At 43.4% G+C, this 14,497-nt stretch carries 15 protein-coding genes and 1 pseudogene; 13 read left to right on the top strand and 3 right to left on the bottom strand.

All coding sequences use genetic code 11. From position 1 onward, the window contains the following. Positions 1–89: pseudogene (locus tag B9Z46_RS15200) on the bottom strand (IS6 family transposase); the annotation flags it as partial. A 152-nt stretch (positions 90–241) separates the two neighbouring features. On the opposite strand from B9Z46_RS15200, the gene B9Z46_RS05315 reads away from it, so the two are divergent. The 10 genes from B9Z46_RS05315 (at position 242) to B9Z46_RS05275 (ending at position 10,116) form a co-directional block, all read left to right on the top strand. After that, positions 242–1,834: an AMP-binding protein gene (locus B9Z46_RS05315; protein WP_233245917.1), complete on the top strand. Its 1,593-nt coding sequence runs from the start codon at positions 242–244 to the stop codon at positions 1,832–1,834. Next, entirely contained in the window at positions 1,831–2,973 is a 1,143-nt protein-coding gene (locus B9Z46_RS05310) for a thiolase family protein (RefSeq protein ID WP_108254785.1), read from the top strand. The genes B9Z46_RS05315 and B9Z46_RS05310 overlap by 4 nt, the downstream gene beginning before the upstream one ends. After that, the gene (locus B9Z46_RS15045; protein ID WP_158268402.1) at positions 2,973–3,275 is read left to right on the top strand and encodes a zinc ribbon domain-containing protein; all 303 of its coding nucleotides are present in this window, start codon (positions 2,973–2,975) and stop codon (positions 3,273–3,275) included. The genes B9Z46_RS05310 and B9Z46_RS15045 overlap by 1 nt, the downstream gene beginning before the upstream one ends. Positions 3,276–3,282: 7 nt before the next feature. Next, the gene (locus tag B9Z46_RS05305; protein ID WP_108254784.1) at positions 3,283–4,482 is read left to right on the top strand and encodes a dienelactone hydrolase family protein; all 1,200 of its coding nucleotides are present in this window, start codon (positions 3,283–3,285) and stop codon (positions 4,480–4,482) included. Positions 4,483–4,516: 34 nt separating this feature from the next. Next, complete coding sequence (locus tag B9Z46_RS05300; RefSeq protein ID WP_108254783.1) at positions 4,517–5,098, top strand: flavin reductase family protein; 582 nt, start codon at positions 4,517–4,519, stop codon at positions 5,096–5,098. A 119-nt stretch (positions 5,099–5,217) separates the two neighbouring features. Beyond that, positions 5,218–6,351 (top strand): cupin domain-containing protein, encoded by a 1,134-nt coding sequence (locus B9Z46_RS05295; protein WP_108254782.1) that lies wholly within the window; start codon positions 5,218–5,220, stop codon positions 6,349–6,351. A gap of 19 nt (positions 6,352–6,370) precedes the next feature. After that, on the top strand, positions 6,371–7,282 hold the full coding sequence (locus tag B9Z46_RS05290) for a fumarylacetoacetate hydrolase family protein (RefSeq protein WP_108254781.1): 912 nt from the start codon (positions 6,371–6,373) through the stop codon (positions 7,280–7,282). A gap of 14 nt (positions 7,283–7,296) precedes the next feature. After that, complete coding sequence (locus B9Z46_RS05285; RefSeq protein WP_108254780.1) at positions 7,297–8,331, top strand: carbon-nitrogen hydrolase family protein; 1,035 nt, start codon at positions 7,297–7,299, stop codon at positions 8,329–8,331. Then, entirely contained in the window at positions 8,328–9,083 is a 756-nt protein-coding gene (locus B9Z46_RS05280) for an Asp/Glu racemase (protein ID WP_108254779.1), read from the top strand. The genes B9Z46_RS05285 and B9Z46_RS05280 overlap by 4 nt, the downstream gene beginning before the upstream one ends. Positions 9,084–9,144: 61 nt before the next feature. Beyond that, positions 9,145–10,116: a tripartite tricarboxylate transporter substrate binding protein gene (locus B9Z46_RS05275; protein ID WP_108254778.1), complete on the top strand. Its 972-nt coding sequence runs from the start codon at positions 9,145–9,147 to the stop codon at positions 10,114–10,116. A 97-nt stretch (positions 10,117–10,213) separates the two neighbouring features. On the opposite strand, the gene B9Z46_RS05270 is transcribed toward B9Z46_RS05275, so the two are convergent. Beyond that, complete coding sequence (locus tag B9Z46_RS05270; protein ID WP_108254777.1) at positions 10,214–11,167, bottom strand: PDR/VanB family oxidoreductase; 954 nt, start codon at positions 11,165–11,167, stop codon at positions 10,214–10,216. 61 nt (positions 11,168–11,228) lie between these two features. Here B9Z46_RS05270 and B9Z46_RS05265 point away from each other — a divergent pair, with 61 nt between their 5' ends. From B9Z46_RS05265 to B9Z46_RS05255, 3 genes are read left to right on the top strand one after another with little or no spacing between them, the layout of a single operon-like run. Beyond that, positions 11,229–12,542 (top strand): Rieske 2Fe-2S domain-containing protein, encoded by a 1,314-nt coding sequence (locus tag B9Z46_RS05265; RefSeq protein ID WP_108254776.1) that lies wholly within the window; start codon positions 11,229–11,231, stop codon positions 12,540–12,542. 5 nt (positions 12,543–12,547) lie between these two features. After that, positions 12,548–13,036, top strand: a complete 489-nt coding sequence (locus B9Z46_RS05260; protein WP_108254775.1) for an aromatic-ring-hydroxylating dioxygenase subunit beta — start codon at positions 12,548–12,550, stop codon at positions 13,034–13,036. Positions 13,037–13,046: 10 nt separating this feature from the next. Beyond that, complete coding sequence (locus tag B9Z46_RS05255) at positions 13,047–13,556, top strand: V4R domain-containing protein (protein WP_108254774.1); 510 nt, start codon at positions 13,047–13,049, stop codon at positions 13,554–13,556. A gap of 34 nt (positions 13,557–13,590) precedes the next feature. On the opposite strand, the gene B9Z46_RS05250 is transcribed toward B9Z46_RS05255, so the two are convergent. After that, on the bottom strand, positions 13,591–14,358 hold the full coding sequence (locus B9Z46_RS05250; protein WP_233245916.1) for a GntR family transcriptional regulator: 768 nt from the start codon (positions 14,356–14,358) through the stop codon (positions 13,591–13,593). Positions 14,359–14,497: the final 139 nt, after the last annotated feature.

Raw genomic sequence — 14,497 nt, 5'->3', positions numbered from 1 at the left:
CATACCAGCATGATCTCCAGCGGGAAATGCAATCGCTTGATCACCCGCCGCAGGGTGGAATTTGACAGTTGAAGTTGCAGTGGTGCCATCGCTCATTGTCCATCGACGGCCTTATTGCGACAGAACCTGGGAAACCCATCAAAGTTAAGTGGAAAAGAACAACGAACATCGGTATTTTTAAAAAGAATACAGTATACTTTTGTAACTTTAACTAAGATTTACTGAATTAATGAAGTTCCCCTTGAATCCACTTGCTGCTGATAGACACCTGATTCCAATGCTCAGGCAACGCCAGGTGGCCGCTCCAAAGAGTCAATTGATTGTGCAGGGTGAAAGCAAATTAGATGCTGAAACGCTGTTAAAGCATGGAACAGATTTTGCAAAAGCATTGCAAGAATCAGGGCTGATAGCTGGAGATCGTGTTGCAGTGCAATTAAATAATCGCATTGAATTTCTATCGGTATTTACGGGTTGTGCCTTGTTAGGTCTGATATTAGTGCCTATCAATACTGCGTCAAGAGGTAGTCAATTGGCTTATTACCTCAGAAATTCAAGAGCAAAAGTATTTATAACTGAGCCAACTTTGATTGCAAATCTTGAAAGTGCTAATGAAGCCAGCGAAGAATCAATCAAAGGATTGGAAATGATTTGGTCATTAGATTCATTTGACCAAAGAAGCAATTTAATCAAAATCAAAGATTTCGCTGAAGTTAAAAGAGCTGAAAAAATACAAGAGTCAAAAGCAGATGCAACGTTGCCTGCAATGATCATGTACACATCTGGAACCTCAGGTCCTTCAAAAGGCGTAATGTGTTCACATGCACAATTATTTTGGTGGGGTTTGCATTCAATCAAAAATATTGGAATAAATGAAAAAGATGTGTTGTACACGTGCTTACCCTTGTTTCACGTCAATGCACTAAATACTTTTTACCAAGCACTGATGTGTGGTGGAAAAATCGTACTGGGGGGGAAGTTTTCAGTTAAACATTTCTATGAGGAATTGGCTAAAACTGAAGCAACTATTACGTACTTGTTAGGCGCAATGATTCCAATGCTTTTGTCGCGAAAGCCAGATGCCTCGGAGAACGCTCATAAAGTTAGAACTGCTCTGGCGCCAGGGGCATCAGCCCAGCATTACCAGTCCTTTGAAAGTAGAACTGGAATCAAGATGCTAGACGGATATGGATCAACAGAAACTAATTTTGTAATTTGTACACCTCGCAACGAGCGTCGACCTGGTTTAATGGGTAAAGTGGTTGAGGGCTTTGATGCCAAAGTTGTTGATTTATTAGACAACGAAGTACCAAACGGTATGCCTGGTGAATTAATTCTCAGAAATAGTAATCCTTTCGCGTTTTCACTTGGCTACTTTGAGATGCCTGAGAAGACTACTGAAGCATGGCGGAATCTGTGGTTTCACACAGGCGATCGAGTAGTCAGGGATGAGGAAGGATATTTTCGATTTCTCGATCGGATGAAAGACAGCATCAGAAGGCGTGGTGAAAATATTTCGTCATTCGAAGTTGAACAGGTTGTAGGTGCGCATCATTCGATAGCAGAAATTGCTGCATATGCCGTTCCATCTGACCTCGCAGAGGATGAGGTTATGTGCGCCTTGGTCTTAAAAGAAGGTGTGGCATATGAACCATTAGAAATCATCAAATGGGCTGAAGTTCGATTACCTTATTTTGCGGTCCCCAAGTATTTAAGAGTCATGAAAGAACTACCGAAAACTGAAAACGGAAAAGTTCAAAAATATAAATTGCGAGAACAAGGTAAAACCCGTGACACCTGGGATTTGAGTACTACTGGACATGTGGTTAAGAGATGAATAAGGCACTAATTCAAGGTGCTATAGAGGTGCCCTATCGCCGAAAAACAGAAGAAACAACGATAAAGTGGTTGGGTCATGCTTTTGAGCAACTAACAAGTCAACTAGAAGTAGATGTCAACAGAATTGATGGACTAGGTGTTGCTTCCTTCTCACTCAAACCAGACCGCTGTGTTGATATGGCATGGCAATTGGGCTTGAAGCTTTCATGGTGGATGGACGACAGTAATGGTGGCGTGTCCGGAATTAATCTGCTGCAACATGCCATAGCTGCTATTGAAACGGGGCAAGCGCGTAACATTGTCCTTCTCGCTGGAGATGCATTTCACGCATCAGATTTCAAAGACCTGGTTGCAAATTACAACCAAACCACTAGGCAATATTTAACCCCCTTGGGGATTGCTAACCCAAATTCGCTTTTTGCATTAATTACGCAAAAACATATGGCTGAACATGGCCTTGAGCGAAGCGATTATGGTCAGCTTGTGGTTGCGCAACGTAAGCATGCTACCAAGAATCCAAACGCTGTTTATAGAAATCCAATGAAGATCCAAGAATATTTGGAGGCTTCACCTGTCTCAGATCCTTTGGTGGTTTTTGATTGTGTACCTGTGGTCGCTGGAGCTAACGCAATCCTAATCAGCCACGTTGACGAGGTGCGGAATCGTTCTGGTTGTGTGCGCGTAAAGGCCATAAAAGGCATGCACAATTTTGACAATCAAATCGGCAGTGGGCTATCGACAGGACTGTCACAAATTGCTGATGGCCTATTTGCTGATGCGAAACTCAAACCAAGTGACATTCATCTGATTAATGTGTACGACGACTATCCAGTTATGTCGCTCGTACAACTTGAAGATATTGGCATAGTGTCTTCGCAGAATATTCGTCGATTTTTACGTGAAGATGTTATCGAAAATCGTATAGCCATCAATACGTCGGGTGGGCAATTGTCTGTGGGACAAGCAGGTGCTGCTGGCGGGATGCATGGATTAGTGGAAGCAATTCAGCAGCTTGGAGGTCGGTGTGGTGAGCGTCAACTGAAAGTCGCAGACACCGCCCTGGTTACTGGGTATGGGATGGTTCAATACAGATACGGAATGAGTGCCAATGCCGTCATTTTAGAAGGAATTAAATGATGGTTTCATTCTTTCGCTGTACTCGCTGCAGTTCACTTTACTTTCCGGCCAGATTGCGCTGCCATGCATGCGGCAGCTTTGAATTTAAGTCTACTCCTATTGACCGTGGACAAGTAAAGGCAGTTACTCGGGTTCACCGCATTCCTGAAAATTGTCAATTTGAATACTTGGTGCAAGTTGAAGTGGAGAAAAGTGCGCAAGTGATTGCGGCAGCTTTTTTTTCGCCTTCAATTGGTACGTCGGTCGCGCTGATGCACCTCCAAGATGGTGCAATTTGCATTTCTGAAATTCTCACTCATTAAGAAAATCATGACTCAGCTTACTTCTATTGGTTCAGACGGCTTAAGTGCTTTTATTGCAATACCTACTGAGACTAAAGGTCCACTTCTGATTGTGTTGCAAGAAATTTTTGGTATCAATGCAAATATTCGTCAGATTTGTGAGGATTTTGCAGCCGAAGGATATGTTGCTGTAGCACCAGACTTATTTTGGCGTCAAGGTATTGGCATTGACATCAATCCAACAGATCCAACGGCAATGGAAAAAGCTTTTTCCTTGCTTGAAAAATTTGACGATAAAGAAGCTATATCGGATATCGCTCGTGTAATTGATTTTGCAAGAGAGAATCTTCAATGCCATGGGCCTGTAGCAGCCGTTGGCTATTGTCTCGGTGGTCGTTTAGCACTTCGTTCCCTATTTGAGACCGATGTGACGGCTTCCGTTTCTTACTACGGAGTAGGACTTGAGAATTTAGTTACAAAAAAAATTCCAAATGGAAAAGCTGCACTATTACACGTAGCTCAAAATGACAATTATTGTCCTGAAGAAACTCAATCGATGATCCGCAGCGCAGCGACTGGAAACCTTAAAGCACATTTTTATGCGGACTGCGAGCATGCTTTTGCAAGGAAGGGCTCTTTGCATTTCAATGCAGATGCTGCACGACATGCTTATGACCGCACCATTAATTTTCTTGTGCCGTTGGTAGGACCCGCATACGACTTAGAGTCTCTTTGGGAGGCTCATCTAGATTACGAATTTAAAACGCGTGATGTTGACTTAACCATGAGTACGATGGTGGCGCAACCGTATGTCAATCATATTCCCACCATGACTGGTGGAGTCGGCTATATAGATTTGCACCGTTTCTATCGTGATTACTTCATTGGTTCGAATCCGGATGACACTGCACAACTGACCATCTCACGTACAGTTGGAGTTCGACAAGTTGTAGATGAAGTTATTTTTAGTTTCACCCATACTCAACGGATGGAGTGGTTGCTTCCAGGTGTAGAGCCAACAGGTAAAAAGGTTCGATTCGGATTAGTTGGTGTAGTGCGCTTTCGAGGAAACAAGCTTTGTCATGAGCATATATATTGGGATCAAGCTTCTGTCCTTGCTCAAATTGGCTTACTCGACATTAAAAATTTGCCAGTCATTGGTTCTTTGGCTGCCGACAAAATTGTCGATAACAGTATTCCAAGTAATCGATTGATTGCGAGTTGGTAATCTTGTGAGCACCCGTTATTTTTATGAACCCCGCATGGGTCATGGACTTGCACACAATCCCATAGCATCCATTGTTGGACCTCGGCCAATTGCTTGGATTTCCACAGTTAATCGCAATGGACAATTGAACCTAGCACCGTATAGTTTTTTTGGAATTTTTAACTATGCACCTCCCATCATTGCATTTGCAAGTGATGGCATTAAAGACACGCTAAAGAATGCAATCGAGATGGGCGAGTTTGTTGTGAATACAGTCACAGACGATTTGGCCGAAGCAATGAACTTAAGTAGCGCATCTATTGAAGGTAGCGAATTTGAGCTTACTAATTTAGAGAGTTCTCCTTCTAGCCTTATTTCTACACCTCGTGTTGCGCGTTCACTAGTTTCATTGGAGTGCCAAGTTGTTTCTCATTTCACTTTAAAGGATCGAGAGGGCTTGCCACTCGCAAGTCACATGCTGATTGCTGAAGTAGTGGGAGTAAGCATTGACAAGCGTTTGATTCAGGGTAGCAATTTTGATTGGGGTGACCTGAGCCGCATTGTCAGATCAGGTGGACCAGCAGACTATTACAGCGTGGGCTCTGGAAATCTTAAAAAAATGCGGCGTCCCGCATAAATCAATAACTTTAGATCCGCATGTGATGGCAAGGGTATTCCCCCGTCTATTTTTAAAAGAATACAGTATACTTTTAGTGAAATATTGAAAAATGGAAAAAATTTGAGAAAGGTGTCTTTATGAGTAATAAGACTAGATATGACAGTTTCAAAGAGGATGTGATTGGTCGAGCAAATGTCGAAGACACGCCAGAGTTAATTGAGTACTACCGCGATCTAGAAAAATACGAGGCGGGTGCATTGTGGACGGTTGCGAACAAAATCGAACCGTGGGAACCCAAATCTGAATCTGTACCTGTAATCTGGCGATACAGTGAATTGCGCGAACCTGTCTTGCGTTCGGTTGATTTAGTAACACCTGAAAAAGCGGGCAGGCGAGTTATCTATCTTAATAATCCTGGTCGAAGAGAAGTATCAGCTGCTGTCGGATGGCTTTATTCTGGTCTTCAGGTCATGCACCCAGGTGAATGTGCTTCAACGCATCGACATTCAGCATCAGCATTGCGATTCATTATGGAGGGCAAAGGCGCATACACCATCGTCGATGGCCACAAGATGACACTGGGTGCTAATGACTTTGTACTAACACCAAATGGCACGTGGCATGAGCATGGTGTTTCAGAAGATGGATTGCCCTGTATATGGCAGGACGGTCTCGATATTCCTTTGGTGAATTCTTTGGAAGCGAACTTTTATGAAGTTCATCCAGATTTACATCAAAAAATTTTATACCCAGTTGATGATCCAACTCATACATGGGGTGGCGTAGCGCTGATGCCACACGATCATGGGTGGAATAAATCCTATTCACCCTTGTTCAAATACGAGTGGGGGCCAACGTATGAGGCTCTCAGGAAAATGTCAAAGGTCAGTGATGGCTCGCCTTGGGATGGCATTTTGATGCATTACATCAACCCCTTAACGGGAGGGTCTGTGATGCCAACTATTGGCGCAAGTATGCAATTACTCAGGCCACAAGAACATACACGCGCACATCGACATACAGGTAGCTTTTTATACCAAGTAGCAAAAGGTGAAGGCTACTCTGTTGTCAATGGCAAGCGAATGGACTGGAAAGAGCGTGACATTTTTTGTGTTCCCTCATGGGCGTGGCATGAACATGTCAACACACAAAAAACAGAAGACGCATGCTTATTCTGTTTCAGTGATTTACCAGTCATGAAAAGTTTAAATCTCTACCGCGAACAAGCCTTGGAATCTGACGGTGGTCATCAACTAGTTTCCTCCACTTAATTTAGAAAGAAGAGTCTTTATGCATCTAGTAACTTATCGTCCGTCTATCGTTGAATCAGCCCGCCTTGGCGTAGTTCAAATGGACGAAATTGTTGATGTTCAGCATTTCGCAAAAAGTTGTGGTTTTGAGCTGCCTTCATGCATGTTGGCGTTCATTGATCTTGGTCCTTCCGCGTTGCGTTTATTGAAACAATTAATAGCTTCTGCAAATGGGCAATGGCAACCTGGATGTTCTGTTCCCGCAGTTAATGTTCAGCTTCTAGCGCCTATTCCTCGTCCACGCAAAAATATTTTTGGAATCGGGTTGAACTACGTTGAGCATGTTGCTGAATCCAGCCGTACTTTGGACACTTCCAAAGACTTACCCAAGCAGCCAGTCATTTTCTCTAAACCACCTACAACAGTTATTGGTCCTGATGAGCCAATACGACATGATTCTGCTCTCACGCAACAACTTGATTGGGAAGTTGAACTGGCAGTTGTGATGGGCAAACGCGCTTCGCGAGTGTCAGTTGATGACGCTTTAAATTATGTTTTCGGTTATAGCGTCATGATTGATGTCAGTGCTCGTGATTGCAGACGTGCCGGACAGTGGATTTTTTCTAAGGGGCAAGACAGCTATGGTCCATTTGGTCCTTGCATTGTCACTGCTGACGAGATTCCAAACCCACAAACATTGGACCTTTGGCTTACTGTGAACGGAGAAATCAAACAAAAATCGAACACCAAGCACATGTTGTTCAAAGTTAATCAATTGATTTCGGATATCAGTTCGGGAATTACGCTAGAGCCGGGCGACATCATTGCAAGTGGTACACCAGAGGGTGTTGGTGCAGGAAGAAATCCTCAAGAGTGGCTTAAACCTGGTGATGTAGTTGTAGCCTGCGTCGAGGGAATTGGGCAAATCCGTCATCCTGTTGTTGCGGTTTGAGGAGGTTATAAATAATGGCCAAACTCTCACGCTTTAAGGTGGCAGCTGTTCAAGCATCTCCCATATTTTTAGATACAGCTGCAACGATCGAAAAAGTCATCAACTTGATTCATGAAGCATCGATGGGTGGTGCTTCATTGGTTGTATTTCCAGAGGTATTCGTATCAGCTTATCCCTACTGGAGTTGGGTCGCTAATCCTATTGCGGCAAGTCCTTGGTTCCAACGCTTATGCGAATCTGCGATAGAAGTGCCCGGCCCGGAAGTTGCACGAATCGCGCAAGCTGCTAAGGATTGTGAAATTCATGTTGCTATTGGCCTGAATGAGCGTGCGATCAACAGTCAAACGACAATTTACAACACCATGTTGTTGATTGGCCCAGATGGTTCACTCATTGGTAAGCATCGAAAGTTAGTTCCTACGTGGGCTGAAAAAATGAGTTGGGCTCAAGGCGATGGTGCGGGGTTAAGAGTCCATCAAACAGAAATTGGCCCAATAGGCATGTTGGCCTGCGGTGAAAATACAAATACTTTGGCAAGATTCGCACTTTTGGCACAAGGTGAGTTAGTTCATTTGGCAAGTTACATATCGCTGCCCGTAGCGCCGCCTGATTACGACATGGCAGAAGCCATCAAAGTCAGAGCTATGGCACATTCTTTCGAGGGTAAGGTATTTACTGTAGTTTCTTGTTCCACAATTTCACCTGAAATTGTTGCTTCCATGGAAGATGCATTTCCAGGTAGTGGTGCATTGCTATCAAGGAAAAACAGTGCATTCTCCGGCGTCATTGGCCCAGATGGTCGGCTTGTTGGGTCGCCACTTATCGATCAAGAAGGTATCGTTTATGCCGACATTGATCTTTCAAAATGTATCCAGCCTAGGCAGATGCATGACATCACAGGTCAATACAACCGATTTGATGTCTTTGATCTAAGAGTCAATCGGAGAAGTATGCAGCCAGCAACTTTTCATGATGATTTGAACCTTGATATGCCCGATCTGTTAACGGTTACTAATAAGTCCTTGACTGAAAACGGGGGTCACTCATGAACCAAATTCAATACCGAATCGGACAAATCGTTCCCTCTTCTAACACCACGATGGAAACTGAAATTCCAGCAATGTTGCTGGCACGTCAGACAATTCGACCAGAGCGATTCACATTCCACTCAAGCCGTATGCGCATGAAAAAAGTGGTGAAGGAGGAACTCGAAGCAATGGACCGTGACAGCGATCGTTGTGCTGTTGAATTGAGTGATGCCAGAGTTGATGTTTTAGGATATGCATGCCTTGTCGCCATCATGAGCATGGGATTGGGATATCACCGAAAGTCCCAAGAACGATTGCATCAAAGAACTTTAGAAAACGGTGCACCTTCGCCAGTCGTGACAAGTGCAGGAGCGTTGGTAGAAGGTCTTCAAGCCTTAGGGGCAAAGCGTATTGTTGTGATTTGCCCTTATCTAAAGCCACTAACTCAATTGGTTGTTGACTATCTGAAGGCCGAAGGATTCGAAGTTTTGGATCATGTCGCTTTAGAAATTCCAGACAACATAGAAGTAGGGCGCCATGACCCTGAAAAACTGATTGAAATTTACAAACGTTTGAATTTAGCGGGCGCAGATGCTTTAGTTCTTTCTGCGTGTGTTCAGATGCCATCGCTTCCAGTGATTGCAAAAGTTCAAGAGCAAGTTGGCATTCCAGTGATTTCTGCTTCTGTCTGTACCACTTACAAAATGCTCAAAGAACTTGGATTGGAAACAGTCGTACCGCACGCAGGTGAACTCCTTAGTGGTAAGTATTAATTTGATTTACCAACTAGCTTTGAAACACTCAATTTATTAATGATTTGAAAAGGAATATCAAATGAAAAATCTCATGAAAGCAATTTTAGGATTCGTCATCGTTGCGTTTTGCATTTCCAGCTTAGCCCAAGATGTATATCCATCAAAACCTATTAAAGTAGTCATTCCATTTCCACCTGGTGGTGCTGTTGACACCATGATGCGAACCATTGGCCCAGATCTCAGCGCTCAACTTGGCCAACCGATTGTGGTTGAGAACAAGCCTGGCGGTGGTGCGCAGATTGCAGCAGTCGCTGTAACTAACGCTCCCGCAGACGGATACACCATCTTTTTAGCTGAGGTAGGTGCTTTTGCTGTCAATCCGACTTTGTATAAGAATATCCAATATCAACCGGTAAGAGACTTCGAGGGTGTCGCCATGTTAGCCCGTACGCCAATGGTGTTGTATGGTAGCCCTTCAGGAAAAATCAACAGCCTCAAGACCCTTAAAGATGCAGTTAGTGCTGGTGATAATATCAACTATGGTTCATTTGGACCTGGAACTGCACCGCATATTTTGGGACACTTGTTGTCTAGGGCTAATCCCAAGGGCAAATTCACTCATGTCCCTTATAAGGGAGCACCACCCGCTTTTCAAGCAATCATGACAAATGAGATTGATCTTTTGTTTGATGGCGTACCAGGTACTTTGAACATGATTAGAAACAACAAAGCTGTTCCATTTGCAGTCGCTGCTGCACAGCGCAGTGAGTTTCTGCCCAATGTACCCACTGCTGCTGAGATTGGAGTGCCTGCCATGCAAATGGACTTGTGGATTGGTGCTGCAGTCAAAAAAGGTACGTCAACTGCAATTGTTAATCGCCTTAACGCAGCGATAGAAAAAGTGATGGCTCAACCCGATACTTGGAAGCGCTTTGCTGATCTTGGTTGGAGTAGAAGCCCAATGACGCCTGCTCAGTTCAATGGGTTCATAAAATCTGAGATTGATCGCTATCGTCCTACGATTCTTGAGACAGGTGTTTTGGCTGATTAATTCAGGTTCAAGTAAACAAATCTTGATAAATTAAACAGAATAAAGTTAGCTAGTCCCCAACGGAAGTGACGCCGTTGGGGATTTTTTGTAAGTTAATTTATAGATCGATGATAAGTTCATCATCGAGTGATCTTGAGCAACAAGGTGTAAAACTGGTCATTCTTAGACTATCGTCGAGACACTGATCACGGTGATCTGGACGACCACTGATGACATCCGTAATGCATGTTCCGCAGATACCTTGCTCGCACGAAACAGGTAAGTCGATACCAGCATCTAGAACGACGTGCATGACACTGCGTTCAGCCGGTACTTCGAGTGTCATGCCACTTCGCGCCAAAACCACTGTGAAGGCTCGATCTGTCTTCGACTCTAATGGATTTGATCCGAATCTTTCATAATGCAGTTGATCGCTTGTCCAACCCATATCTTTGGCTTTTGTGAGTACAAGATCAATGAAGCCGGATGGACCACATACATAAACATGTGAGGTGTTTGTTTTTTTCTGAAACAACTCATCAAAATCAAGCTTTGGCCCGCCACCCTGGTCAAAATATAGCTGAGTATGATTTGCCATAAATCCTGATTCAATTTCACTTTTGAATGCACATCGTTCTACTGTTCTTGTGGCGTAGTGCAATTCCCAAGATTTTGAAATGCTTTCAAGTCTCTTTGCCATTGATATTAAGGGCGTAATACCAATACCCCCGGCGATAAGGATCGAGTGACACACCGTTTCATCAAGAGGGAATAAGTTCTGCGGCAAACTTGCAGTGATCACATCTCCTACGTGAATTTCTTTATGAACGGCTAAGGATCCGCCACGCGATGCAGGCTCCAACTGAACGGCAATTTGGTAAATATCACCTTCATTCGGAGCATTACAAAGTGAATAGGCTCTTTTGAGGCCGCCTGGAAGCTCAAATTGAAGATGTGAACCAGCAGAAAAGGCTGGTAATTTCGTATTTGAGCCTGATTTCAGATCGATCAGGACAACTGATTCTGCAATGAGTCTTTTGTTGGCAACACGTAACAGCAAATTTTGAGACATGATTAATTTTCAATTAAAAGAATACAGTATACTTTTAATCTTTCTTTGAATCACTTTAAGCATGAAGCCTGTAATTGATATTTGTGCCTCCAGCTTGGTCAAGTCAGATAAGGTGCATCGGGATGTTTATACGAGTCAAGCTGTTTTCGAGCAGGAGCAGAGGCGTTTTTTTGCCTCAACTTGGAACTTCGTCGCACATGCAAGTCAGATTAGCGAAGTTGGTGACTATGTAACACTGGACTTGGCTGGGAGACCTTTGTTGGTTGTAAGGCAAACCGATGGAACGATTGGTGTCTTCTTTAATCGCTGTGCTCACAAGGGCAGCAAGCTGTATACGAATGAATTTGGCAATGTCGGCAAGATCATGCAATGCCCTTATCACGCTTGGACATACAAGTTGGATGGAACCCCGTTAGGCATACCCTTAAGACAAGAATACAAATCTAATTCATTTTTGCAATGTGAGTCTAGTAAGGGCTTGGGTCGTGTCGGCGGTGTTTCAGTTTACAGAGATTTTGTATTTGTAAGACTAGATCCAGAGGGAATAAATTTCGAAGAATACTTTGGTGCATCCCTTCAGTGGTTGGACAACATGGCTGACAGATCGCCAACTGGGAAATTATTTATACATGGCGGTGTACTGCGCAATGTGATTCGCTGCAATTGGAAAATGTATCTTGAAAATATCAACGATACAGTACACCCTGTATCAACACATGAATCTGTTGGTAAATCAGCTAAATCAACATGGGATGCAATTAACAAAGGCAATGAAAAAGTCATGCCAATGGCAGTGGAGCAATTGCTGCCATTTGCTTCAGGCTATGACTTTTTCAATCAACTGGATGCGGAGGTTTATCCAAACGGACACAGTGCCTTAGCAGTGAGAATGAGTACCCATACAGGTTATGCATATCCTGCAGACTACGTAGCTGCACTGGAAAAAAGGTTAGGAAAAGAACGTACCTCAGATGTATTGGGCAAAGCGCCACAAAATTCTATCTTGTATCCAAGCATTGCTGTCAAAGGAGCTCCCTTGGTAATGCGAGTGATCCGGCCAATTTCTGTCGATCGGATGATGATTGAAGCATGGAGTTTCAGAGCAGAAGGAGCCCCCGAATTGCTTGTAGACAGGGCTATGAGCTACAACCAATTGGTTTTTTCGCCAATGTCAATCGTGGCGCATGATGACATTCACTTATTTGAAAGCGTTCAAAAAGGATTGAGCGCTGATGGAAATCCATGGGTAAGTCTACACCGCGGATACGAGGAAGAGAAAGTGATGGAGGATGTCATGGCCTGTAAAGGTACGAGTGAAGAATTGATGCGTAATCAATTTAAAGCATGGGCACATTTCATAGCAGAAGATAAGTGAACTGTATGTCTACACATTCTCCTAGCCAATGCCCAATTGAGTTCATTCTCAATGAAGCTCGACTGCTAAATCAAGCAAAATTTACAGATTGGTTGTCTCTTTTTGCTGAAGATGGAATTTATTGGGTCCCACTAAAAGGGGAAGATCAAGTTGATTTTAAAAATCACGTATCACTTGCATGCGAGGATAAATTCCTTCTCGCGACTCGAATTAAACGATTGGAAAGTCCGCGTGCCCACTCTCTTGTGCCAGGTGTTCGTAGTCTGCATGTGATACAAACTCCTCAAATTGAAACAGCGTCTAGTTTAGAGTCGGAACTCATTGTCCAAACTCCCTTTGTTTATATGGAAACATTGGGCGATAGGATGAGCTACTTGTCTGGAACATGGATTCATAAATTGCGCTCTTCAGCTGACGGTTACAGAATTGTCATGAAACGCGTCAACCTATTGAATGCGAACACTGCACATGAAGCCATTCAGTTATTCCCTTGATTAAATTGATATGGCGAAAAAAAAGACAAGATTGCACCAACGGTTAGATTTCGATCTCGAAAATGGCCAGGTATTTGACGGTCCTAGACGCTATTTGATCATGCGCCCAGATGTACTGATGGGCGCGTTTGATCATTTGGAACCCGATATTCGGTTGAAAGCACTCGAAGCCTTAGGCTATTCAGTTACCCGTCATGGCGGACAAAGTGTTCAGTCCTATTTGGAAGAAGTTGGTGTTGACTCATTGCTTGCAACCATGGTTGAAAATTCAGCTTCCCTCGGTTGGGGTCGTTGGAGTTTTGTTCAACATGATGATCAATTATCACTAGAGGTTCGAAATAGTCCATTTGCATATGGCAGCCAACAAAGTGAAAAACCTGTTTGTCATGCCATTTCAGGAATGTTGAGAGCTGTTGCCGAAGCAATTTATTCAAGGCCATGCAAGGCCACTGAAATACGCTGTGCTTGTCAAGAAAAAACGTCTGATTTGATGTGTTTCTTTAAAGTTCAAAAAAATTGAGATTGTCAGAATTCTTTGAATTTAGTGGTCAAGCCTAAACATGTTTTCGAACTTTTGTACGATTTCTAATTGAGGATTTCGGTGGTGTTGCCATTAACACGCTTGACTCAGCGTTCATCTCCGACTCTTGGGTAGCATAGTATGAAGCAGCGGACATGCGAAGATTGTGAGCAACTCTTTCTTGCGTCGTTTGCGGATCTTTGTTAATGAATGCATCCAGTATGGCGTGAGTATTTTTCAGTGACAGGGCTCTAAATTCTTTGTCTTTTAAAGTTGCAAGGCGGACTGTTTGTGCATGGTCACGCAAGCGATTAATGATTTGAATTAGATGTCGATTGGGCACCATTTCCACCCAAGTAGCACGAAACGACCAGTTTGAATGCATGTAACTTAAAACGTCACCTTTTTTATGAGCGCGATCGGCAGCTTCAGCTGCAAGTTTCATTTTGCCTAAGCCTTCAATTGTTGCATTTGTACAAGAACTTGCAGCTGCGGAAGGTTCAAGAAGTAATCGGATTTCAAACATATTTGCAATGTCATCCGCTGTGAATTGCGGGAGAACAAATCCTCTAGTTGTTCCTTCCAGATAGCCCTCATTCTTAAGTTGCAGTAGTGCTTCACGTACTGGCATTCTGGATACATTCAACTCTGCGGCGATTTCGTGATCAACCAAGCGATCTTCGAAATTAATTTGGCCGTGATGCATTCGATCGCGAAGTATGTCGTATACCTGATCACGAATGTTTTTCTTTGTTAGCTCTGGTGTGTTGAGCGAAGACATTTGGAACGATGCGTCAACCATTTTGTTTCCATTAAAGGCAATCTGTTGATTTTGCCAGTAGTTTCCAGAAGCTATTTATTGATAAGTAAATACAGTATACTGAATTATAAGTTTAATGTGGATGCCATCTTCAACTGTGAAATCGGTATCGGTTGGCAAC

The sequence above is a fragment of the Limnohabitans sp. Hippo4 genome (assembly GCF_003063605.1).
Lineage (GTDB): Bacteria > Pseudomonadota > Gammaproteobacteria > Burkholderiales > Burkholderiaceae_C > Limnohabitans_A.
Note: the sequence above shows the minus strand (reverse complement) of the source record. Positions and strands in the feature narration are given on the sequence as shown.